General features: G+C 57.2%; 17 protein-coding genes. 1 reads left to right on the top strand and 16 read right to left on the bottom strand.

Going from position 1 to position 22,749, the window contains the following annotated elements; translation table 11 throughout:
• Positions 1–38: 38 nt before the first annotated feature.
• The 8 genes from AB4O01_RS29185 to puuE all read right to left on the bottom strand — a co-directional run bounded on the left by AB4O01_RS29185 (position 39) and on the right by puuE (position 8,187).
• Entirely contained in the window at positions 39–824 is a 786-nt protein-coding gene (locus tag AB4O01_RS29185) for an outer membrane protein OmpK (protein WP_093441644.1), read from the bottom strand.
• A gap of 373 nt (positions 825–1,197) precedes the next feature.
• Complete coding sequence (locus tag AB4O01_RS29190; RefSeq protein ID WP_064118622.1) at positions 1,198–1,983, bottom strand: outer membrane protein OmpK; 786 nt, start codon at positions 1,981–1,983, stop codon at positions 1,198–1,200.
• Between the two features lie 174 nt (positions 1,984–2,157).
• Positions 2,158–3,510 carry a nucleobase:cation symporter-2 family protein gene (locus tag AB4O01_RS29195; RefSeq protein WP_099758423.1) on the bottom strand — a complete coding sequence of 451 codons (1,353 nt, stop codon included), beginning with the start codon at positions 3,508–3,510 and terminating at the stop codon, positions 2,158–2,160.
• 167 nt (positions 3,511–3,677) lie between these two features.
• Positions 3,678–4,991, bottom strand: a complete 1,314-nt coding sequence (locus AB4O01_RS29200; protein ID WP_460090242.1) for a urate hydroxylase PuuD — start codon at positions 4,989–4,991, stop codon at positions 3,678–3,680.
• A gap of 51 nt (positions 4,992–5,042) precedes the next feature.
• A complete protein-coding gene (locus tag AB4O01_RS29205) occupies positions 5,043–5,546 on the bottom strand; it encodes an ureidoglycolate lyase (RefSeq protein ID WP_034151759.1) in 504 nt (167 codons plus the stop codon).
• 119 nt (positions 5,547–5,665) lie between these two features.
• On the bottom strand, positions 5,666–6,661 hold the full coding sequence (gene alc / locus AB4O01_RS29210) for an allantoicase (protein ID WP_007913974.1): 996 nt from the start codon (positions 6,659–6,661) through the stop codon (positions 5,666–5,668).
• An 87-nt stretch (positions 6,662–6,748) separates the two neighbouring features.
• The gene (uraD, locus tag AB4O01_RS29215; protein WP_064391195.1) at positions 6,749–7,264 is read right to left on the bottom strand and encodes a 2-oxo-4-hydroxy-4-carboxy-5-ureidoimidazoline decarboxylase; all 516 of its coding nucleotides are present in this window, start codon (positions 7,262–7,264) and stop codon (positions 6,749–6,751) included.
• Positions 7,261–8,187 (bottom strand): allantoinase PuuE, encoded by a 927-nt coding sequence (puuE, locus tag AB4O01_RS29220; RefSeq protein ID WP_099758426.1) that lies wholly within the window; start codon positions 8,185–8,187, stop codon positions 7,261–7,263. The genes uraD and puuE overlap by 4 nt, the downstream gene beginning before the upstream one ends.
• Before the next feature lie 421 nt (positions 8,188–8,608).
• Between puuE and uraH the strand changes: the two genes are divergently transcribed.
• Complete coding sequence (uraH, locus tag AB4O01_RS29225; protein ID WP_003223171.1) at positions 8,609–8,962, top strand: hydroxyisourate hydrolase; 354 nt, start codon at positions 8,609–8,611, stop codon at positions 8,960–8,962.
• Positions 8,963–9,095: 133 nt separating this feature from the next.
• Here uraH and AB4O01_RS29230 read toward each other — a convergent pair whose 3' ends face one another.
• From AB4O01_RS29230 to AB4O01_RS29265, 8 genes are all read right to left on the bottom strand, one after another.
• Positions 9,096–10,259, bottom strand: coding sequence for a hypothetical protein (locus AB4O01_RS29230; protein ID WP_460090244.1), 1,164 nt, complete (start codon positions 10,257–10,259; stop codon positions 9,096–9,098).
• On the bottom strand, positions 10,247–10,981 hold the full coding sequence (locus tag AB4O01_RS29235; protein WP_460090245.1) for a hypothetical protein: 735 nt from the start codon (positions 10,979–10,981) through the stop codon (positions 10,247–10,249). The genes AB4O01_RS29230 and AB4O01_RS29235 overlap by 13 nt, the downstream gene beginning before the upstream one ends.
• A 49-nt stretch (positions 10,982–11,030) precedes the next feature.
• Positions 11,031–12,875: a response regulator gene (locus AB4O01_RS29240; RefSeq protein WP_460090246.1), complete on the bottom strand. Its 1,845-nt coding sequence runs from the start codon at positions 12,873–12,875 to the stop codon at positions 11,031–11,033.
• 80 nt (positions 12,876–12,955) lie between these two features.
• Positions 12,956–14,629 carry a hypothetical protein gene (locus AB4O01_RS29245; RefSeq protein ID WP_460090247.1) on the bottom strand — a complete coding sequence of 558 codons (1,674 nt, stop codon included), beginning with the start codon at positions 14,627–14,629 and terminating at the stop codon, positions 12,956–12,958.
• Between the two features lie 247 nt (positions 14,630–14,876).
• A complete protein-coding gene (locus AB4O01_RS29250; RefSeq protein WP_320337258.1) occupies positions 14,877–16,721 on the bottom strand; it encodes a hypothetical protein in 1,845 nt (614 codons plus the stop codon).
• A 149-nt stretch (positions 16,722–16,870) separates the two neighbouring features.
• Entirely contained in the window at positions 16,871–20,416 is a 3,546-nt protein-coding gene (locus tag AB4O01_RS29255; RefSeq protein WP_460090248.1) for a calcium-binding protein, read from the bottom strand.
• Between the two features lie 233 nt (positions 20,417–20,649).
• Positions 20,650–21,279 (bottom strand): LysE family translocator, encoded by a 630-nt coding sequence (locus tag AB4O01_RS29260; RefSeq protein WP_038366975.1) that lies wholly within the window; start codon positions 21,277–21,279, stop codon positions 20,650–20,652.
• A gap of 90 nt (positions 21,280–21,369) precedes the next feature.
• Positions 21,370–22,719: an NCS2 family permease gene (locus tag AB4O01_RS29265; RefSeq protein WP_007914003.1), complete on the bottom strand. Its 1,350-nt coding sequence runs from the start codon at positions 22,717–22,719 to the stop codon at positions 21,370–21,372.
• Positions 22,720–22,749 lie beyond the last annotated feature (30 nt).

A 22,749-nucleotide genomic window follows, 5' to 3' on the forward strand; every position in this document is an offset into this window, starting at 1 on the left:
AGCTTGCTCGCGAAGGCATCCTTGCGGACGCCGCCGGATCAGAAGTGGTACTTCACCAGGAAGCTGGTGTTGCTCTGATTGGTCTTGAATGCACCGGTGTCGTCGATGCCGTACTTGTCTTTCCAGTAGTCGTATTCCACACCGACGTACAACTGCTTCTCGCCGAGACGCAGCGCTTTGCCCAGGTCATATTTGATCTGTGGGTTGAAGTGCAGGTTGGCGTGGTACTCGCCCTTTTTGTTGACGTCGTTGTCGCTGACCCAGTCCATGAAACCGTCGATCAGGATGTTCGAATTGCCGACCGGAATGGTGTACGACCACACCGGGGTGATCTGCCAGACGTTGTCGCCCGCACGTGGGCCTTCGGTGTGGCGCTGATAGAAGTTCAACTGGAAGTAGTCGAAGCCCGGGATGGCCAGGTCGAAACCAGGGCCGATCAGGTAAGACTCGACATCACCTTCACCGAACTCGTAGGTCATCGCCAGCAGCACGTCTTTGATCGGGCCGAATTCGATCTTCTGGTCGAGGATCTTGCCCAGCGACAGGCGCGGGCTGAACTCGCCGTAATACGTGTTGTTGCCGACGCCGCTGTCAGGCTTGCCGTTGTAGAAGATCTTGTCGACGAACAGGAAGTTGTCCCCGTACTTCCACGCATCGGCGTGCTCGAAGGTGACGGTCTGCTGGATGCGCGGGTTGACCTGGAAGTCCTTGCCATAGAGGTAGGTCAGGCTGTTGTTCTGCCACTGCAGCAGGCCTTCGGCCATGGCCTGGCCGCCGGCCAACATCGATCCCGCGAGCATCAGGCTGGTGCACATACGTTTCATTCGGTTGCTCCCAAAGTAAGTGTTCCACGTTATTTTTTTAAGATCGGCGCTCTGGTGTGGCGCCTTTTTTCGTTGCTGCAAAAACTCATCCGATCGGTCAGCTTCGTTGCTGTTAGCAAGAGCTGAGCCAAGGCTTTCGAAAAGCAAAAAAACACCCGCTCGGCTGCTGAAAAACAGTCGATTGAGTGTGTTTTCGGGACGCCTCGGTACTGACCGGGGCCGGGATATGTTGGCTTTTCGGTCAGGAATTAAATCCGGGCTTTTTTTTAGACCGAATTCAGGAGGCCGCGGAGAATACTGACTCCTCGGCCAGCTCTCAAGTGCCCCGCAACAGAGCACCGACGACAGGTATGGGGCACGGTTGCGGGCCATCTTAGAAATGCACCTTTACCAGCAGGCTGGCGGTGTTCTGATTGGTGTCGAAGTTGTGCGTGTTTTCGACGCCGTATTTATTTTTCCAATAGCTGTATTCGGTGCCGACATACAGTTGCTTCTGGCTCCAGCCCAAAGCTTTGCCCAGGTCATATTTGATCTGCGGATTGATGTGCAGGTTGGCGTGGTAGGTGCCGCGTGAGTTCTCATCGTTGTCGACTACCCAATCGAGGTAGCCGTCGATCAGCACATCGGAATTGCCCAGGGGAAAGCTGTAGGACCAGCCGGGGGTGATCTGCCATACGCCGTCGCCGGGGCGTGGGCCTTCGGTCTGGCGGCGAAAGATGTTCAGGGTGACGTAGTTGAAGCCGGGCACCTTGAGGTCGAAACCTGGGCCGATCAGGTAGGCCTCGCTGTCGCCTTCGCCGTACTCGTAAGTCATGGCGAGCAGCACGTCCTTGATCGGGCCGAACTCGAGCTTCTGGTCGAAGATCTTGCCGAACGAGAAGCGCGGGGTGAATTCACCGTAGAAGGCGTGCGGGCCTTTGTTCGCGTCTTCCTTGCCGTTGTAGAAGATCTTGTCGACGAACAGGAAGTTGTCGCCGTACTTCCATTTGTCGGCGTGCTCGAAGGTCAGCGTCTGCTGGATCGATGGGTTGATTGCGAAATTCTTGCCGTACAGATAGCTCAGGCTGTTGGTCTGCCACAGCAGTAAATCGCCGGCCATGGCCTGACTCGCGGCCAGCAGGCCGCCACTCAACAGAACGTTGGTTTGCGTGCGAATCATCTGTTGCTCCCTCTTGTTTTTATTGTTTGAGGCAGGGTGTTGCACAGTCCCTGTGGGAGCGAGCTTGCTCCGGGCGGCGTTCCGACGAAAGCGGTGTGTCATTCAACAGTGATGTTGACTGACATGGCCTCTTCGCGAGCAAGCTCGCTCCCACAGGGATAATCAGTAATGCTGTTAATGCGCGTGGCAGTCATTGATCGCCGCGCGCTCTTTGCCGCCGAGAATGTTGAACAGCAGGTTCAGCGTCAGCGCACTGAGCGTTGCCATGGCGATGCCGCTGTGGGTAATCGGGCTCATCCACATCGGCAAATGCGCAAAAAACTCCGGACGCACCACCGGGATCAGGCCCATGCCGATGCTCACCGCGACCAGCAACTGGTTGCGCCGGTCACCGATGTCGGCTTCCTGGAGAATCTTGATTCCGGTCGCGGCGACCATGCCGAACATTGCAATCGCTGCGCCGCCCAAAACCGCTGGAGGAATAGATGCAACGAGGAATGCCGCTTTCGGCAGCAGGCTCAACACGATCAGCAAGCCACCGGCAACGATGGTCACCGAGCGGCAGCGCACGCCGGTCATCTGCACCAGGCCGATGTTCTGCGCGAACGAGGAGTGGGTGAAGGTGTTGAAGAAACCAGCGACAAACGAGGCGCCGGCATCACACAGCAAGCCGCGACGCAGCATGCGCGGGCAGACTTCCTGGCCGGTGATCTTGCCCAGCGCGAGGAACATCCCGGTGGATTCAACAAAGATGATCACCACTACCAGGCACATCGACAGAATCGGTGCCAGTTCGAATTTCGGCATGCCGAAATGCAGCGGAGTGACGAACTGAACCCATGGCGCGCTGGCCATGCCGCTCAGGTCGACCATGCCGATGGCACCGCACAGCAGGTAGCCGAAACACATGCCGATCAACACGGAAATGTTGACCCAGAAACCGCGCATGAAGCGGTGGATCAGCAGGATGGTGCCCAACACCAGAGCGGCGATGGCCAGATAAATCGGTGAGCCGAATTGCGCAGCAGCGGCGCCGCCGCCGGCCCAGTTTACGGCCACGGGGAACAGCGACAAACCGATCGAGGTGATGACCGTGCCGGTCACCAGCGGCGGGAAAAAGCGCACGACCTTGGACATGAACGGCGCGATGAGCATGCCGAAGAAACCGGCAGCGATCGTCGCACCGAAGATGCCTTGCAGGCCGATACCGGGCATGCCGGCCATGGCGACCATGCTGCCGACTGCAGCAAAACTGGCGCCCATCATCACCGGCATGCGAATGCCCATCGGGCCTATGCCCATGGATTGCACGATGGTGGCGATACCGGCGACCAGCAGGTCGGCGTTGATCAGGAAGGCAATTTCTTCACGACTCAGGCCAGCGGCCTGTCCAATGATCAGCGGCACCGCGATGGCACCGCCGTACATCAGCAGAACATGTTGCAAACCGACCAGGATCAGTTGCAAAAGGGGCAATCGCTGAATGGCGGGTGCGTCGGGGATGCGCGCTTTGGACAGCTCGGACATGCAACACCTCGGATCTTTTTATTCTTGTGATTGAACAGCTGCCGGGTTGCTCACAGCTGTTTCTTTGCATCAGGTAAAACCGCGTTAAGGCGATTCGCGAGCAGGCTCGCTCCCACAGGAAATGCGCGATCTCTGTGGGAGCGAGCTTGCTCGCGAAGCTTTGTTGCTTAGTTGGTCTGTGCTCCCTGGGCGATCCATGCACCGATCAGGTCACGTTCCTGCTGGGTCATCTGCGTGATGTTGCCCAGCGGCATGATCTGCGTGGTGATGGCTTGCGCCTGGATGCGCGCCGCGTTCTGGCGAATTTGCTCTGGGGTGTCGAACATCACACCGGCAGGGGCCGCACTGAACAACGGGCTGGTCGGTTTGGCCGAGTGGCAAACCGCGCAACGTTCCTGAATCACGTTGTGCACTTTGTCGAAGGCCGGGCCTGTGTTGGAGGCTTGCGCCGGTGCTGCTGCAGGGGCTGCGGGTGCAGCAGGTGCCGCCGCTTCAGCCGGTTTCGCGCCACCGCCCAATGCCGTTTCCGGCAGCGGTTGGTACTCGATTTTGGTTGGTGCCTTGGCCACTTCCGGTGCGGTCGACATCGGCGTTGGGCCGGTGACGTACGCCAGGGTGATCATGCCCACCGCTGCAACCGGCAGAGTCCAGGCAAACTTGTGGCTGTCGTGACGGGTGTTGAAGTAGTGACGCACCAACACCGCCAACACCGCGATCCCGGCGAGGATCAACCAGTTGTACTGGCTGCCATAGGTGCTCGGGAAGTGGTTGCTGATCATGATGAACAGCACCGGCAGGGTGAAGTAGTTGTTGTGACGCGAACGCAGCAAGCCTTTGGCTGGAAGCGCCGGATCCGGCGTGCGGTTCTCGGCAATTGCGGCAACCAGTGCACGCTGCGCCGGCATGATGATGCGGAACACGTTACCGACCATGATGGTGCCGATGATCGCGCCGACGTGCAGGTACGCACCACGACCGCTAAACACTTTGCTGAAGCCATACGCTGCGCCGATGATCAGCACGAACAGAATGAAGCCGAGCAGAGCAGGGCGTTTGCCCAGTGCCGAGTCGCACAGGAAGGAGTAGATGAACCAGCCGAGGAATAGCGAGCCGATACCGATGGCCACGCCTTCAGGGCCGCTCAGGGTGCTGCCCGGAGCCAGCAGGTAGAGCGTTGGGTTGGAGTAGAACACCACGCACAGCAGCGCGATCCCCGACATCCAGGTGAAGTAGGCTTCCCATTTGAACCAGTGCAGGTTCTCCGGCATCGCCGGCGGGGCCAGTTTGTATTTTTCCAGGTGATAGATACCGCCACCGTGGATCGCCCACAGGTCACCGGCCAGGCCGGTTTTCGGGTTGACGCGGTTGAGGTTGTTCTCCAGCCAGACGAAGTAGAACGACGCGCCGATCCAGGCCACGCCAGTAATCATGTGAACCCAGCGCACGCTCAGGTTCAGCCATTCCAACAGATGTGCTTCCACAGTCTTTACCTCTCGCCTGTCACTCTTGTTGTCGAGTGATCAGACCTTCTCTTATTGGTGGGGGGCGAGGATCAAACGCTCATCCTCTTTGAAAAAATGCTCATCGCAGTTATTGCCTGTGCCACTGCGATCAACCACCAGGAAGTCATCCCGCTTTTCGATCGTCAGCACCGGATGGTGCCAAACGCCGCGATGGTAATTAATGCCCTGCCTGCCGTTGGTGACGAAGGCGCGGACCAAGCCTGATACAGGTTCATCGCCAACGGGCGCGACCACGATCAGAAAGGGATTGCCGAGCAGCGGAATGAAAGCCTGGCTGCCCAGCGGATGGCGTTCCAGCATGCAAACGGTCAGCGGCATGTCCTGCGCGTCGGCGCGGAAGATGCTGATGATCGCGTTGTCCTCAGGCTGAGCGGTTTCGACCGTCGCCAGTTTATGGAAGCGCATGGTCGAACCGTTGTTGATCATGAAGTGATCGCTGCCGTCGGTTTCGATCACGTCACCGAAAGGGGCGAAGGCTTCTTTGCTCAGCGGTTCAATCGTTAGTGTGCGCATGCTGTTCTTCTTATCCGAATTCTGTGTTGACTGTTCTGACGCCTTCGCGAGCAGGTTCGCTCCCACCTGTGGAATGCAATCCCTTGTGGGAGCGAGCTTGCTCGCGAATGGGTTCAACCTTATTTAGCGACCTTGCCCAAAACGCGCAGGCGGCTCACACCACCATCCGGGAACACGTTCAGGCGGATGTGGGTGATCGGGCCCAGCGCCTTGATCTGCTCGACGAAGGTGTGTTCGGCGTGCATTTCCAGCTTCTGGCTTGGCAGCAGTTCACGCCAGAACAGCGACTGGGTTTCGATCTGGCTGTCAGTACCACCTTTGACGAACGCACCCTGGATCGAGCAAGTGTCCGGGTAGTTGCCTTTGAAGTGCAGGGTGTCGACGACGATCTTCTCGATCTCGCCCGGGTGACCCAGCGCGACGATGACCCAGTCATTGCCTGGCGTGCGACGACGTGCAGTTTCCCAGCCGTCGCCCATGTTGATGCCACGGCCCGGGTTGAGGATGTTGCTCATGCGGCCGAAGTGTTCGTCGGAGCAGGCGAGGGCGCGGCCACCATTCAGGGCTGCTGCCAGATCGACTTGCTCGTTGTCACCCACAGCGGACCAGTCGCGGAACGGAATGCCGTACACGCGCAGACGGGCGACACCGCCGTCCGGGTAGATGTTGAAGCGCAGGTGGCTGAACGCTTGGTCGTTGCTGATTTCGTGGTAGTGGTGGCTGTTGCCCTGCAGCTCGACGGCCGACAGCACTTCAGTCCACTGGGTGTTTTCATCAGGCTCGCCCGACGCCAGGAAGCACGCTTCCAGAGAGGCCGATGGCGGGAAGTTGCCGGTGAAGAATGAAGTATCGATGTCCACGCCTTTGATCGAGCCCGGTACGCCCAGACGGATTACGGCGCTGTCGAAGCCTTCGAAGCGCTTGCGGCGTGATTCCCAGCCGTCCATCCACTTGCCGTTGTCATCGAACACGCCCTCCTTCCATACGGCCGGGGTCGGTTGGAACAGACGATTGGCGTCTGCGAACCAGTCATCGGTGACCGAAATGATTTTGGTGCCCAGACGGGCATCGGCCAGGTTGACGAATTTTTCGAAAGGTACGGCGTAAGCTTTCATTCTTCTTGTCTGCCTTTAAAAAAGTGGCTGGGGATGCTTGCAGGACCCTGGGTACTCTCCGCGTTTGATGTACTCGGGTCAGGCTTGCTAAAGAGTCAGTAAACGGAACAGGGCGATCTTGTTGATCTCCGCCAGCGCGCATTTGAACTCGGTGTCTTGCGAGTTGTGAATGCGCGTTTCGAACGCCGCGAGGATCTGATGCCGGTTGCTGCCTTTTACCGCCATGATGAAGGGAAACTTGAACTTGGCTTTGTAGGCGTCGTTCAGCTCGGTGAAGCGCTGGAACTCTTCGGCCGTGCATTGGTGAATACCGGCGCCAGCCTGTTCATTGGTGCTGGCTTCGGTCAGTTGGCCCTGGACGGCCGCTTTGCCGGCCAGGTCCGGGTGAGCGTTGATCAGTGCCAGCTGACTGGCGTGATCAGCGCTCAACAGGATGTCGCTCATGCGCTGGTGCAGGGTTTCGATCTCGTCGATCGAAGCGTCCGCACCCAGGTCGTAGGCCTTCTCGGCCACCCATGGCGAATGTTCGTAGATGTCGGCGAAGGCGTTGACGAAAGCGTCGCGGCTCAGGGTCGACGGTTGCAGGGTTTGAAAGCGGCTCATTTCGCGGCCTCTTGGTACGGGTGGGTTTCGTGCCAGTGACGCGCGATGTCGACGCGACGGCTGAACCACACCTGTTCATGACTTTTGGCGTATTCGATAAAGCGTTTGAGCGAAGCGAGGCGACCCGGACGGCCGATCAGGCGGCAGTGCAGACCGATCGAGAGCATTTTCGGTGCTTCAGCGCCTTCGGCGTAAAGCACGTCGAACGCGTCTTTGAGGTATTCGAAGAAGTCGTCACCCTTGTTGAAACCCTGCACTTGGGTGAAGCGCATGTCGTTGGTGTCGAGGGTGTACGGGATCACCAGATGCGGCTTGCCGGTCGGGTTGTTCGGTTCCCAGTAGGGCAGGTCATCGTCGTAAGTGTCGCAGTCGTAGAGGAAACCACCTTCTTCCATGACCAGGCGACGGGTGTTCGGGCCAGTGCGGCCGGTGTACCAGCCCAGTGGGCGCTCGCCGGTGATTTCGGTGAGGACGCGGATCGCTTCGAGCATGTGCTCACGCTCCTGCGCTTCGTCCATGTACTGATAGTCGATCCAGCGGTAGCCGTGGCTGCAGATCTCGTGACCGGCCTCGACCATCGCACGAATCACATCCGGGTGGCGCTGAGCGGCCATGGCCACGGCGAAGATGGTCAACGGAATGTCGAATTCCTTGAACAGTTTCAGAATCCGCCAGACGCCGGCGCGGCTGCCATACTCGTAAAGCGATTCCATGCTCATGTTACGCGCACCTTGCAGCGGCTGAGCGGCAACCATTTCGGAGAGGAAGGCTTCGGATTCTTTGTCGCCGTGCAGGATATTGCGCTCGCCACCTTCTTCGTAATTGAGTACGAACGACAGAGCGATGCGGGCATTGCCCGGCCAGTGTGGGTGAGGAGGGTTACTGCCGTAACCGATCAGGTCGCGTGGGTAGTCAGCGCTCACTGCAGTCTTCCTTCTTATTCGTTGACAGATGGGTGTGGCGGCCTGGCAGGCTGGCGTCACAGCGATGGGCTGATTGTATACAACTTTATTCGCAATTTGTAAGCCTGAATTTTCGCATTTTTCGCCGACTGTCATCTTTTCCTGGTATTGGCGTGAGCCTGCAAGAAACCTGCCTGACCAGTCAGTTAATGGATAGGAGGTGCAATGTATAGGCGTGTTGCTGGCAGAACGCGGGGAAACCCCCGATTGGCGGGGGTGGTGTGAAAAATGTCGTTTTTATTGTGTACAATTTTTTTGAAAAGTGTCTTAATCAGTCGCTCGCCGCAGCTTTTCGTGCTCCGAATCGGTGCGGTCTCCTTTTTATCTGACTTCGGGAGGCGCGAGGTCTGACTGCTTCCACGCAGGCAGGCGCGCAGAATCAATGGGACGTTTGACAACACACGTTTTGGACGCTGCACACGGTTGCCCGGGCAGTTCGATCAAGGTCGAGCTGTACCGCGTTGAAGGTTCGCACCTGGAATTGGTCGCCAGTGCGATAACCAACAGCGATGGCCGGGTCGATGCGCCGCTGCTGCAAGGCGATGATTATCGTACCGGGGTTTATCAGGTTCAGTTCCACGCTGGCGATTACTACCGCGCCCGCGGCGTTCAGTTGCCGGAGCCGGCATTTCTGGACGTGGTTGTACTGCGCTTCGGCATCTCTGCCGAACAGGATCACTACCACGTGCCATTGCTGATTTCGCCTTACAGCTATTCCACGTACCGGGGCAGTTGACCCCCAAGCAGCTGCCCCCCACCGGGAAGCGACTGCGCATATAGCTTCTTTGGTCTTTCGCCCGCTCACACTGCGGGCTTTTTTATGCCTGAGTAATCTGCCCGCCTGCGCTGCAGAGAACTCCGGAGCTCACTCAGCTGTGTCGGGTGACAATAAGGTTATGTTCGTGAGTGGGGAGAGGCTCGTTGGTGCCCAGCAAAAAAACGATTCTGTTGGTGTGCAAATGCACCATCAACTCGTCTTTGACCTGTACGTCCATGTTGTCGACAAAGACTCTTTTCTTGAGCCAGGCAACTGGATCAGGGAGAAAAACAGTGTTGTTTTGAATCCTGTCCATGAACAGGATGAAAACAGGATCAACCCCCGTTCGCTTGATCAATAAGGCATTCCCCTGGTTGGCGCCGAAATCATGGGCAATGGAGTAGCCGTGTGCACTAAGAAGATCTTTGAACAGTGTTCGCGTTGTTCGGCGACCCCTTTGGTGTTGCGAGCCGGAGAACAGTTTCGGGTTGAAGTCGATTCTTCGCAGACCTTCAGCGGAAGGTAGCGGCATACGCATGTAACCATTTACGTCAGTCGCAAGCGGCGAGAGGAGCATCAGCGGGTCGCTCAAGTCTTGACGAGCGACTCTGTTATCACCCGTGAAAATAGAGCGATTTTCCCAGTACTTGAACGTCTCGAACAATGCACTGATCCCGGACCCTGTTATTTTCTCGGAGTGACTGGCTCGGTTGAACATCTCCCGTGCGGCTTTACTTGCAGAGTGATCGGAAAGATAGGGGAACTGATCGCTGACATATTGAGTCAGGCTTTTCTCAAATGGCCGACTCTCCACGATTCTCCATGCCTGACTGCCATGCCCCGTATTGCCCTCCCACTTCACTGCCGCCCTGGGTTGCAACTCAGGATTGCTCAGCAGCAACTGTTCGAAAGCATCGAAACGAGTAGCAGAAAACTGTGGCGGCTTGATGAAGGCAAAGGCGTCAATGGCGTGGCTCGGCTGGTCAAGTATCGCAAAGTGCTTGCCGCCGATTTCGATGGAGTCGCCGGCTGACGGTTTCGTCGTGGTTCCCCAGCCTTTCCATAATTCACTGATGCCCATGAGTACGAAGGGATTGAGAGGATCACTGTCTTCTGGCAGTCGAGGGCGTTTACTTGGACTCGGGCCGGGCTTTTGTGACCGGGGCAGGGCACGGGAACTGCCTGCTTGTGGAGCTTGTTGTGTCTCTGTAGTCGTCTGCAATTTACGGCGCCAGACGAATTGCCCGGGAATCTGCTCGAACGCTATATCCGGCACATTGATCGTTGTTGCTGAAGCCAGTTTGTATTCGCCTTGTTCGTTCCTGCGAACCAGGACGGTTCCTTCGGCGATATCGACATAGGTTTTCCCACGCGGCCCTTTGCGAATACCGTCCAGGGACTCCCGCGCGGCAGGCAGAAGGGTCGCCAGGTGCGGGTCGACGAGGATGATCGCTTGTAGTGGTTCGGCAGTCCGTGGCTGCGCAGACAGACTCCTCTGTCTGGAGTGAGCCGCGTACCACTGTGCCTCGATGCGCCAACGTGACTGGCCGTGGATTTTTTCAGAATGGGTGGTGTCACGCCCGGAGCCGCGGGCCAGGGAATCTGGTAGTGACCGGCGGTGTTGAGTTCAACCCGGTAATGCCGGCCGTCTTCCAGGTGCGCGTAAATCTGGCCGCCCGGGGCCACGAATAACCCGTCGACGGATTTGTGCGGCTGTAGAAGAGCGGCTTGTAATATCGGCAGGGATATCTCGGCCAGTCTGGCATTGGTTTCGGTGAGCAGCGGATCCGTTATGTAACTCACCACCACGCGTGGGGCGCCTGCCATTTCACTGCCAGACGTACCGGCAGTGGAAGTGTCGGGCAGTTGTTTCGTACCTGGCGCAAAAATGTCAGAACCCTGAGTGTTTTTGAGGCTGCCATTGCCAGCGGCAGATCTGTTGATCGCCGAGGTGTCGGGCGAAGCAGGGCGGACTTTAGTCTTTGTGGGTTTGGTCATTGAAGTATCTCTAAGCTGTTCATGTTTTTTGGTTGACTGTCCTGCGCGGTCATTGGTCTTTGAAAATGAACAGCGTTGTCTGCCCCAGAACATCTGTCTGGGTGCCGCCGAGCAGGTAGCTGATCTTTTTTTCTGTGCGGTAAGTCGACAAAGGCTTTGGTTCGCTGCTGGATGTTTGCAGCACGACTTCATTGTTCTCAAAACGCTCAGGCCGAAATCGCTGCAGGCGCCCGTCGTTAAGAGGTGGCAGTTTCAGTACGAACACGTGATCGATTTTCTCGCGGTGAAACAACAATTCGTTTTCCGCAAGCGTGTTTGTCGGGTTGCTCACCACGTAACCGTCATCCTCCAGAATCTGCCTGAACAGCCTGCGCAGATTGGCCGCAGTGGGCGTCGTGGCGTACTCGTTCCAGTGGCGAGAGAAGCGCCCGGGATCAAAATCCAGGCGCATCAGGCCTTCACCCAGCGAAGCAGGAATCGCCAAGGTGGGTTCCGGTCCGGACAGAGGGCGCAACATGAGGAGCGGGTCGGCCAGCTCTCGATTCGGTGCTCTGCGCCGATCCCTGTTGGCCCAGTAACCAAACACCTGGTTCATCAGCGCCAGACCAGGGGCAATGATGATTTCCGATCGGTTCGCCTGATTGAACATGGCCCGGGCGAGTGAATTGACGGATTGATCCGACAAGTACTTGAAGGTTCTGGCGATGTACCGGGTGATCGGCATTTCGAAGGGCACGACACTGTCGAGGACCGTCCATTGGTGGTTTTGTTTAACCGCCCACTTGGGCTGCAGCGACGGGTTGTCCCGCAGCATGTATTCGAAGGCGTCATACAGGGCGGGCGAGAACAACGGATGCTGCAGGTAAACCAGTCGCGGGTTGGCATTCAGGTCTTGTTGCATCACCCGGTAATACTGCCCGTCGATCTCGATATGCTGACCCAACGCTGGTCGGACACGGTGTCCCCAGTTTCGCCATAAAGCGAAACTCAAGTTGATCGCGTCAGGGTTGTCCGAGAGCAGGCTTTCGGTCAGCGCCCGGGTGGCGTCTGTCCCTTCTTCCTGATGCGGGCGTTTGCTGGGGCCGGCCATGGGGTCCGACGTCTCGGTCGAGGTTTTGCGTTTTTCCTGCGGCGGGCGTTGCGCAGGCAAATCGGTTAGCCCGGTCTTGCGGCGCCACAGTCGCGTCCCGGTAATCTGTTCGAACAATAGAGCGGATACTTCGCGCGCCGTCGCGGAGGTCTGCTGATAGTGACCGTTGGCGTTTTTACGCACCATGACGGTTCCTTCTGCGGTATCGATATAGGTTTTTCGGTGCTTGTCGTAGCGAACGCCGTCCAGTGTTTGCAGGCGGGGGGAGAGCAGGGCGGCGGCATCGGGGGCGAGGTAGATCGGCTGTTCCCCGGGGATACGCTCAGCGGCTGCAGCTGGCCCGTCATTGTCTGGGTTGTGCGCCAGCCAACTGGGTCGTTCGAAGGTCCAGACTGGCTGGCGCTCGGTTTTGATCAGGAAAGGACCCGCCAGATGCGGAGTGAAGTTGAAGGGAATCCGGAAGCGGCCATCGTGATGGATTTCGACCAGCAGATGCCCTGCATTTTCAACATGGGCGTACAGCTTTCCTTCCGGGCTGGTGAACAATCCGCTGTCGGGATCCAGCCGTTGTAGCAGGTGCACTTGATCGGCAGGCCAGCTGATGGCGCGCAGAGCGGCCGCTACCGACACGGGGTAGACGGCAGATGCCTCGTGGACCTGCACTGGCTGTTGACGCCCGGAATTGCTCGGCAGGTCTGCAGAGGATTGCGTGGTTTCGCCGGGGATTCTGGGGACAATGCCAGCGGCATTTGGGCGTGTGTCAGGCGCAATAACACCGGCCACACGCTTTGGTGGTTTGACCATTAACTGAATCTCTTGATTTGGATTGTGGGTGTGCAGGTGTCCGGACTTGCGGACGTACCGTTCAGGCGTTCAGCAGCGGCTCAGCCCTCTCTCACAATGAACAGCGTCGGGTAATCAGCGGATATGGGTTGTATACCCCCCACCAGATGGATGACTTCGGTGTGAGCCAACTGGCTCTCCAGCATCTGTTTTTGCGACACGCTGAGCCTCGTCAGATAGGCGGGGTCGATGAGTTCGGTACCTGCGGGTGTGGTGCGAGTAACCTGATTGCCAGCGATGGGTGGCAGCTTCAACACGAATAGAGCGGCAACGCCCGGGCGGTAAAAAATCAACGCACCTTCACTGAGTCGGTGCGTGGTCGGATTAATGCTGTAGCCGTTGTGTTGCAGGATGGTCGCCATCAATCCGCGCAGGTTTCCTGGCGTCGGCGCTGCTGCATAGGAGGCCCACTCCTGAGGAAACCGTTGTGGGTCGAAATCCAGGCGCTGTAATACGGCTGAGTTGTGCGCAGGCAGTGTGAGCAAGCGGCCGCCTGCCAGATGGCCGGGCGATGTCGGCAGTTTTGGCAGCATCATCAAAGGGTCCGCCAGTCCGTGTAGCGGGGGCTCGTGATTTACCCTGTCCAGCCAATGGCGGAAGGTCAGCGCCATCGCCGAAAGTCCATGGGCGTTGATGCCCTGAGGCAGTGAAAGCCGATCGAATACCGCCCGCGCGAGGTTGCTGGTCGCCTGCTCGGACAGATAGTTGCAGGCGGCGGAAACATATTGAGTGGCGGACATTTCGAACGGTGGAGCGTTGTCCAGAACCTTCCATTGGCCTTCGCGTTTCAGTGCCCATTTCGGTTGGCGCGAAGGCTCGTGACGCAGCATGTTTTCGAACGCGTCATAGCGGTCCGGTGCAAATCCCGGGTGTTGCAAATAGACCAGTTCGGTATCGGCACTGACACCTTGCGTGACGATCTGAAAGTGTTGCCCGTCGATCTCTATCGACTCGCCTGAATCGGGTTTTGTGGACTTCCCCCAGTTTCTCCACTGACCGGCGGAAAGATCCAGGGCGACGCCCGGCTGGGCTAACAGATGTTCGACCAGCGTGCTGGTACCGGTCGCAACATGGCTCTGTTCGTCCAGGCGTTGGCGCTTGCTCGGGCCGGGTACGGCATCGGGCCTTTCGGTGGACAGTGGATTGATTACGGCTGGGTCGCCTTGCTGTGGCGTGTCGATTTCACGCCAGAGTTTTGTCCCCGGAATCTGTTCCACTCTTTGTCCCGTCGGGGTTGATTCCCCGGCATGTGTCTGTCGCCAGCCTTCCGCAGTTTTGCTCACCATGACTATGCCGCCGAGCATTTCGACGTAGGGTTTCTTGCGTTTGTCGTAGCGAAACCCTTCTTCAGTGCCTGGTTGCAGCTTCAGTCGGGTTGCTGATTCGGGGTCGATATAGACCGGATGCGCTGGCCTTTCGCTGCTGGAAGCACCGGCCAGCGCAGACGGTCCGGTTTCGATGGATTGCTGCCTCACCCAGTCAGAGGTTCGCGCTTCGCTCAATTGGCGATGCCGGGTAAACGGACGACCGACGATGACGCTGGGGCGGTCGGCGGGCGCTTCTGGCAATGCGTGTGATGAAGTGGCTTCGGTGTGGGGAGTGGAATGACCCGGTTCACCGGGAAGTGCTGCCAGTGGAACAGGTAAAGGATTGGTTGCCCGGCCAGACGGCTCCGGTGACGCCGTGCGAGGAATTTTCCTGGGTGGTTTTGCCATGGACTTGCTCCGATGAATCGCTGATCAGTGATGCGGCCGGATATTCGGGAAGCGGATTCGATGTGCAATTGCGCGGCATCGTGTTTGCCCGACCCATTGGCTTCAAAGGCGTGATGTTCGGCAAAAACTCGCCACGGCGTGCGGTATATATGTATGGCGATGAGGGTAAGTGCTGCAGGGTGTTTCGAGGCGTTCGAAAGTCATGCCGACTCGCGCCGGCAGGGCCGGTGCGAGTCGTAGCGGGATCTCAGCGCTCCCTGAGCACGAACACCGAATCCGGAGTCGACTCAACCTTCAATACGCCCCCGATGAGCCAGACCACTTTGTTTTCCATGGTCGCGGTGGCCAGGGCGTGAAACGCCTCGTTGCCTATCCTGGCCGGCAGGCTGGGTTCTGCCAGTTCATTGCCCGGGGTGTGGGACAGGCCGACATGATCCACCACACCCAGTTTCATGAAATAAATCCGCTCACTGGTTCCGCGCCTGAATACCAGCGTTGGCATGCGGTGTTCGTATGTCAGGGGAAATATGTCATAGCCGCTGCGAACCAACAGGGCGCCAAGCAGGCGTCTGAGGTTCAGATCGGTCGGGTAGGTTTTGTAGTGGTTCCACTCGACGGGAAAATGCTTGGGATCGAAGCTGAGTCGTTGCAGTTCGCCGTCGACCTGGGAGGGTATGCGGATGAGTTTTTTTCCGTTGAAATCGATGGCGGGTGCCACTGCCAGCATGTTCAGCGGGTCGGCATACGCAGGTGCGCTGGGAAATGGCCGTTGTTTCCACTGATGCAGGACTGCCTGAATGTTGACCAGCCCGGTGCCGGTAATCGTCGGTGTGTTGTCCGCGAGTTCGAACAGCCTTCTGGCGACGGCCCGTGCCGTGTCATCAGAGAAATCAGGGAATGTCTTGGCTACCGACTGCGAGATCGGTTCATCGAAGAAACGTTTTCCAGGGTGTATTTCTCCCGGATCGTTACCGATGCGAAATGTTGCAACAGGCTGCATCGAGGGCGCCGTACGGAGCATTTGTTCAAACGCATCGAAGTGTGTTGGCACAAAGTCAGGATGTTGCACAAAGAAGACTTTGGGGTTAGGGGTGGAACCCTTCGGCACCACCGGATAATGAAACCAGCCGAGCTGCACCGACTCCACCTGCGCGGGTTTGTTCAGATGGCCCCAGGGTAGCCAGAAAAACGGTGTCTGCTCGGCTGGAGCGCTGGCGTCGAAGGTTATTGGTGCTAGTGGTTGTTCGGGGACGTTGACCCGCGCGCGTTTGCTTGGGCCGGGTTGCGGTTCGTCTGCTTCGGCCATTGGCCGCGACCTGCCTGCAGCGGGATGGTCGGGGGTTGGCAAGTGCGGATGCTTGCGGCGCCAGAGCACCGTTCCGGGAATCTGTTGAAAAAATACATCGGGCAAGTCTCTGTTTGTAGTCGAGGTCAGTTGATATTCACCTTGCTGGTTTTTCCGAACCATGACTGTGCCGTCTGCGGTATCGACGAAGGTATGTTTGAGTTTGTTGTATCGGAGTCCCCCCGTTGAGAGTTCTGCTCTGGTCAGTGTTTTTGCGTCATCGGGCGCAAGGTAGGAGAGGGACGGTGGCGTGGCAGGGGTGTCGGGGCGAGACTGTGTTGATTGCCAGCCGGGGCGCTGGATGTGCCAGCTGGCCTGGCCTTCAATCCTGGTCAGTACCGGGCCGGGAACACCCGGTGCAAAGGTCAGCGGAACGTAATAGTTGCCTTGCAGATCCCGTTCGACGACAAACCGGCCTTCGTTGCCGATTTGCGCGTAGGTTCGTTGATCCGGGCCGGTGAACAGACCCGTGTTTTCTCCGCTTGGTATCAGCTCGTGCAATCGATCCTGTGGCCAGGCGATTGCACTGCGGGCGGCACGGTAGGTATCGGGCATATCACTGACGATGACGGCGGGCGGGCGAGTGGTGGCGATACCGGGAGGTCCCGTGGTCGCGTCGACGCCCGGCAGCGCTGGGTCAGGCAGGTTTGCAGTGACGCGAGTCCCCGAGCCTGGCTGTGCAGGTCTGGTTGTAACAGGGGTATCTGCTGCCACTGTCACAGGAACTTTTTTGGGTGGTTTGGCCATGTGAAGTTACTCGTTGAGTGATGATGCGCGGGCACGTAAGTGCCTCAGCGCATTTTTCAGGCGCACTCGTCCGCATCCTGTGGAGATGTTCGGTTACTGCACTTCGGAGTGCGCACGTGGTTATCGGTTTTTGACGGGTGTGTGGCGCGTCAAGCAGGGGGAACAGTCATCAACGGCGGCTGTGCAAAGAGGGTGAGGTCTTGATGGCTGCACCGATTGACCACTTGCAGTGCTGAGTATTCAACGCGAGATTTGTCTCTGCGCAGGATCCAGCCGTGTGCGGGAAAGTTGTAGCTCAGTGCCTCGGGACGATTGTCGGCGAGCACGATGTTTCTCACTTTGATCTCTTGATTGGCCATTGCTGCAAGGGCCTCGGGCAAGTCTTTTGCCGAGTCGGGGTCTTCAAAGAAGCGGGCATCCAGACCATCCAGGTAAACCCTGTCGAAAGAAAGATCGACGGTATGGACAACCCCTTTCTCGGTAATGACACGGACCTGATCGATCAGGTCTTCGCTTTCGTACTCGGGCAAATGAATAATGCAGGTGCCGATGTGCAGCTGGTTATTTTCCAGCCTGATCTCGACCTTGCCGAGTTTCGTCGCGTCGAGGTCCCAGGTGGAAGAGTAAGGCAGTCTGGCAGGGGCGTTCGCGAGTGCTCCCGGGGTAGACAATCTGATCGCTATATCGGCAACCAGATGAATCAGGTAGGTGGAACCAGTACCTTCAAGATTCTGGATCGAGGTTTGCTCGGGGTAGGAAAAAAGCGAACCGCATCCCGCCCTGTCGAATTTGAAGGGTTTGGTTTCAGGTAACTCAAAAGGCGTCTGATCTGTGCGCCGTGGCAGTGGTAGTGAGAGCTGCGTCGTCCAAGTATCAAAATCATTCGGATTATGGCTTTCAAGGGGGCAAACATCGGTTTCCGGTGTCAGCTGCAAATTGACCGTGACGCCACCTTTAAAAATGAGCACGACCCGGTAGTTGGGACGTGCGGCCATGGTTCGCAAGATCCTGATCATGTTTCTGGGGTCAAATCCACCTTCCGCATAGGCGAACAAGCCAAATTTCAGTGTGTTTTGGCCGAAGTGATAAATCAGGTCGCATCCCGCAAAAAGTTCTCCATTTGACTTCTTCTCTCCCGAGGTAAAGTGCGCTTCAACCTGTGTCAGTTCGCTGATGTCGTAATCAAGATGCAGACGAACCACCGCTTCAGCACGTTTCACCAACCGGAGTGTCGTGTTTTTCCTGGACCTTGGCAGGTAGTAACTCGCATCACGCTGATGATCGATCAGGCACTCGGGAGCGTGGAGGATAAGGGGTCTTTCGGGTGTTCCTTTTTTTACAACGACGACTTCGATTTCGAGGTTGTGGCCATTTTCGATGCTGTCGGGCAGGTCGGGGGCGTCAGGCAGTTTTAACGAGTAGCCGTCGCCGGTCATGAACGTGAATTTATTATTCTGCAATACGAAGTTGTTTGCGTCTTTCTTATACAGGCCTTGAATGATCACGACACTTTTCGGGTCGTCCGCAAATGCGAATCGGGAACTGATGATCAGCGCGCCATTCTCGATTGCCCAGCTTTCGATCAGTTCGTATTTCCAGTTGAGCAGAACAATACTTTCTTCTGTGCCGTCTTCGATGATGGCAATACGGCCTGGTTTGTGGTCAATGATGTATTCGTCAATGCCAGCCTCACCCGAGGCTGTTGCTCCGGGATACGTCAGATGGATTTGATCATTTCCGGGCCCCGCATTGATGGTGTCCTGGCCGCGCGAATTAATGATGTTGCGTTTATCCGAACCGGTCACAACACTGATGGCCCCGCTGACCGTTTCAACATTCTCGATACTTTCCAGAAGGCTGTGGAGAGTATATTTTTCACCCTCTTCGGCAGACGGATCGGTTGCGATTACCTGCAGGGTTTGGGCCAGCAGATCGACGTCATAGCCTTTTCTATCGGTGCGGCGGGTGTAATTGCTTCCAGCCAGAACAAGCGTGTCGTTGCCTGCGCCGCCTTTCAGTGTTGAATACTCAGAAATCTGGGCATCCTGTACAAGCAGATCCCCTGCACCCTCGAACACGAAGCGGTCGTCTTTCTCACCCCCGGTCAGCTGTTTTTTTCCCGATCGGTAGTGAAAGCTGTTGGGTTTGTTTTCAACGCCCTTGATTGAGTCCTGGCCCTCGCTGATGAACCAGAGAATGCCCTTGTTTTCGCCAACCGTACCCAACTCTGCACCAGGCGTATCCTTGGAAACCCCGTTGCGGGCGTCAATGATGTCATCGCCTCCCTTGATCTCGGGAACCTGGATCGTTTCCCAACTGTCTCGTTTGGTCCACCAGTTACGCTTGCGCACTCGGGAGGGTTTGAGGTGGACTTCAAACTTGCCATTAACGATGGCTTCGGTTGTGTCCTTTAGTTGCCCATCCAACAGTTTTCTGGCTGTTTCTTTCAATTGTTTCGCGTGTTGGAGCCTGGTTTTTGCCAGCAGATAGCGGTTTTGCACGGCCTGGTCAGGGTCCATCATGCAGAACGAAAACCAGCCTGTGCGCCAGCGCTCGTCCAGCGTCAGTTCGATGTAGTCATCAATGTCGTCGACCACGCGTACCGCGCCATAAATTTGCGATCCGATGGCCAGGATTGCTCCAGCTGCAAGCCCGACCGGGCCTGCAAATGAAAAGCCTGCCAACGCTGCCGCACCGAGGATGACCGTCATGGCCGCGCTGGTAATACTCAATCCAGCGCTCACGTAATGGTCCATGGCTTCTTTTCCGACGGCATTTTCAGCGGCATTGATCGATCTGACAGCAGTGAAGATATCGAACGGCAATGTCAGTGCGCCGCCGATCAAACCGCCGGACCGACCCAGCCTCAGGGCAAACCGGGTTTTGGCAAAATCCATCAGGGCGCCTTGCCCGGCCGAGAGCATATTCGACGCAATTTTGCTGACGGCGATGTCAACAACAATGGAACCCACTTCCGTACCAATACCCAAGCTGTTGATGGCGACTTCGGTGGTGTTGTTTGCTTTGATAGCATCCACCACACCGCGTAAACCCATGAATATGCCGAAAGCCTGGATGCCGACACTCGAACCGAGCGCGGCGTAACTTTTCGCCAGGGACACCCAGCGAGGATTATGTTTGGGCAGGTTTGCGTGATACAGATCCAGTTTCTGTGCAGAATCCAGCAGTTTTACCAATTTGCTACGGTAGTTACCTTCGTCTGTAGAGACTTGCGAACTTTCTCTTATCAGATGAGGGGCCGTCAGTGGGCGTTCGCTGGCCATTTCGAAAAGCAGTGTCGTCAACAAATAACTGTCCTTGCCTGTTGACGATTTCATATGGTGTTCAATGTCGACAGCACTGAACTGCAACGCGTTGATGAAAGATCGCTTGGGTACCCGGAAAAAGGTGCTTTTGCCGCTCAGTGGCTGGCCGTCAAACGTGGCGCCCAAGGCATCAAGTGACACTCGTGTTATTGAAATATTGCCGATTTGCAGCGGGCCGAATACGGAGTCGACTATTTTCAATTGATCGACTTTGCTTTTTACTTTGATGCTGGTTGTTTCATCAGTTTCGGGTTTGAAGTCAATGGTCGAAAGATGATGTTCATTGCTCTCGAAACGCATGTCGGCGATGACGACGGCGTCGGTGATTTCTGCAGTTTCCAATGACGCTTTACGTATCAGGGTGGCCATGTGAACTTCCTTGTTCTGGCGGGTTTTTATTTATTTGAGTCGTGATAGTACGGTCGCCTTTTGAACGATGTACATCAACGGGTTGTTGCTGTGTATTGCGCTTGAGGGATGCAGTTGTGGCGGCGGGGAGATGTCGCGAGCAACACGAGCGGTCGCTGCGAATGCCATCCCTGACTTGAGTTTTTCAAGTCAGGGATGGCTACAGTAAATAAAAAGTTTGTGATCCAAATGTCTCAGTGACTGCTGAGCAACGATGCCGCGCCGGCGCCTCCGAACAAGCCGGCACTGATCCGGTTGAACCAGCTCTGTCCTTTGCCACTGCGCAAGTAACGCGCTGCGCCGTGGGCTCCGAGTCCGTAGGCCAGCTTGCACAGCAGATCCAGCAGAGTCCAGGTGGCGATCATCACCAGCAACTGCGGCAGGAAGGGCTGTTCGGCGCTGAGGAATTGCGGCAGGAAAGCGGCGAAGAACAGGATGTCTTTCGGGTTGCTGGCGCCCAGTACAAAGGCGCGCCCGAACAACGCGCGAAACCGTGGAACGGCGGCAGCTTGTGGCACGACGGCGCCGACCGATGGCTGGCGCGATTGCTGCCAGCTCTGCCAGGCCAGATAGAACAGATAGAGTCCGCCGACGATTTTCAGGGCGCTGAACAGTTGCTCCGATGCCAGCAACAAGGCACCCAGCCCCAACGCCGAGGCACTGAGGAGGCAGATAGAGGCGAATACGCCACCGAGAAATGCCGGATAAGAACGGCGCAACCCATAATTCAGACTGTTGCTGATCATCAACAACGACAGTGGCCCCGGAATCAGGATCACCACCAATGCAGCGCCGCTGAACAGCAGCCAGGTTTCCAGACTCATCACTTTCCTCCTTTTTTTGTTGTACTCAAGAATGTGCAAAAGCCCCACCCGATTGGGTGAGGCTGTGTTGAAGCTTGAACCGCGTGACGCTTACAAGAAGATGAACTTGGCGATGAAGATCGCGCAGAGCACCCACAGGCTCACGGAAATTTCCTTGTACTTGCCGGTACCGGCCTTCAACGCCACGTAGGTGATGAAGCCCAGCGCGATGCCGTCGGCGACCGAAAAGGTCAGTGGCATCATGATCGCGGTGACGATGGCCGGGATGGCGTCAGTGGCTTCGTCCCATTCGATGTGGGCCATGCCGCCCATCATCAGCATCGCCACATAGATCAGTGCACCGGCGGTGGCGTAAGCGGGAATCATGCCGGCCAGCGGTGCGAAGAACATCGCCGCTATAAATAGCACACCTACGGTGACTGCGGTAAGACCAGTCCGACCACCAGCGGCTACACCTGCGGCACTTTCTACATAACTGGTGACTGGCGGAACACCGACCACGGCACCGAACACGCTGGACGCACTGTCGGCTTTCATCGCGCGGGAGAGGTTTTCGATACGGCCGTCAGCATTCACCAGATTGGCGCGCTGGGCGACGCCCATCAGAGTGCCGGCGGTGTCGAACATGTGCACAAAGAGAAAGGCCAGTACCACGCTGATCATGCTGACGTTAAACACGCCGGCGACGTTCATGGCCATGAAGGTCGGAGCCAGACTTGGCGGGGTCGACATGATCCCTTCGTAGTGCACGATGCCCAGGCCCCAACCGGCCAGGGTCACGGTGATGATGCTGATGAGGATTGCGCCGAAAACTCGGTGGTAGCTGAGGATCGCGATCATCAGAAAGCAGATGGCCGCGAGCAGTGGGCCAGGTTCGCGCAGGGAGCCGAGTTTGATCAGTGTGGCCGGGCTGTCGACGACGATACCCGCGGTTTTCAGGCCGATCAGGCCAAGGAACAGACCGACGCCGGCACCCATCGCAAAGCGCAGGCTGACTGGAATGCTGTTCAGCAGCCACTCGCGAATCCGCGAGAAAGTCAGGATCATGAACAGCACACCGGAGACGAACACCGCACCCAGTGCAGTTTCCCAGTTGTAGCCCATGGTGCCGACCACGGTGTAGGTGAAGAAGGCGTTGAGGCCCATGCCCGGTGCCAGCCCCACTGGCCAGTTGGCGTACAGCCCCATCAACAGGCAGCCCAGCGCGGCGGCGATACAGGTGGCGACGAAGGCTGCACCGTGATCGATACCGGCATCGGCCATGATGTTCGGGTTGACGAAGATGATGTAAGCCATGGTGATGAAGGTTGTCAGACCGGCAATCAGCTCGGTCTTCACCGTGGTGCCATGCAAGCTGAGTTTAAACAGACGTTCCAGCAAGCCACTGCGTAATGGCGGCGAGAGGTCCAGCGTCGATGCTTCGGATTTGCGGCTTTCCACAGCGAGTACTCCTCAAGAGTTTTATTGTTA

It is taken from the genome of Pseudomonas sp. S2_E02 (genome assembly GCF_054668355.1).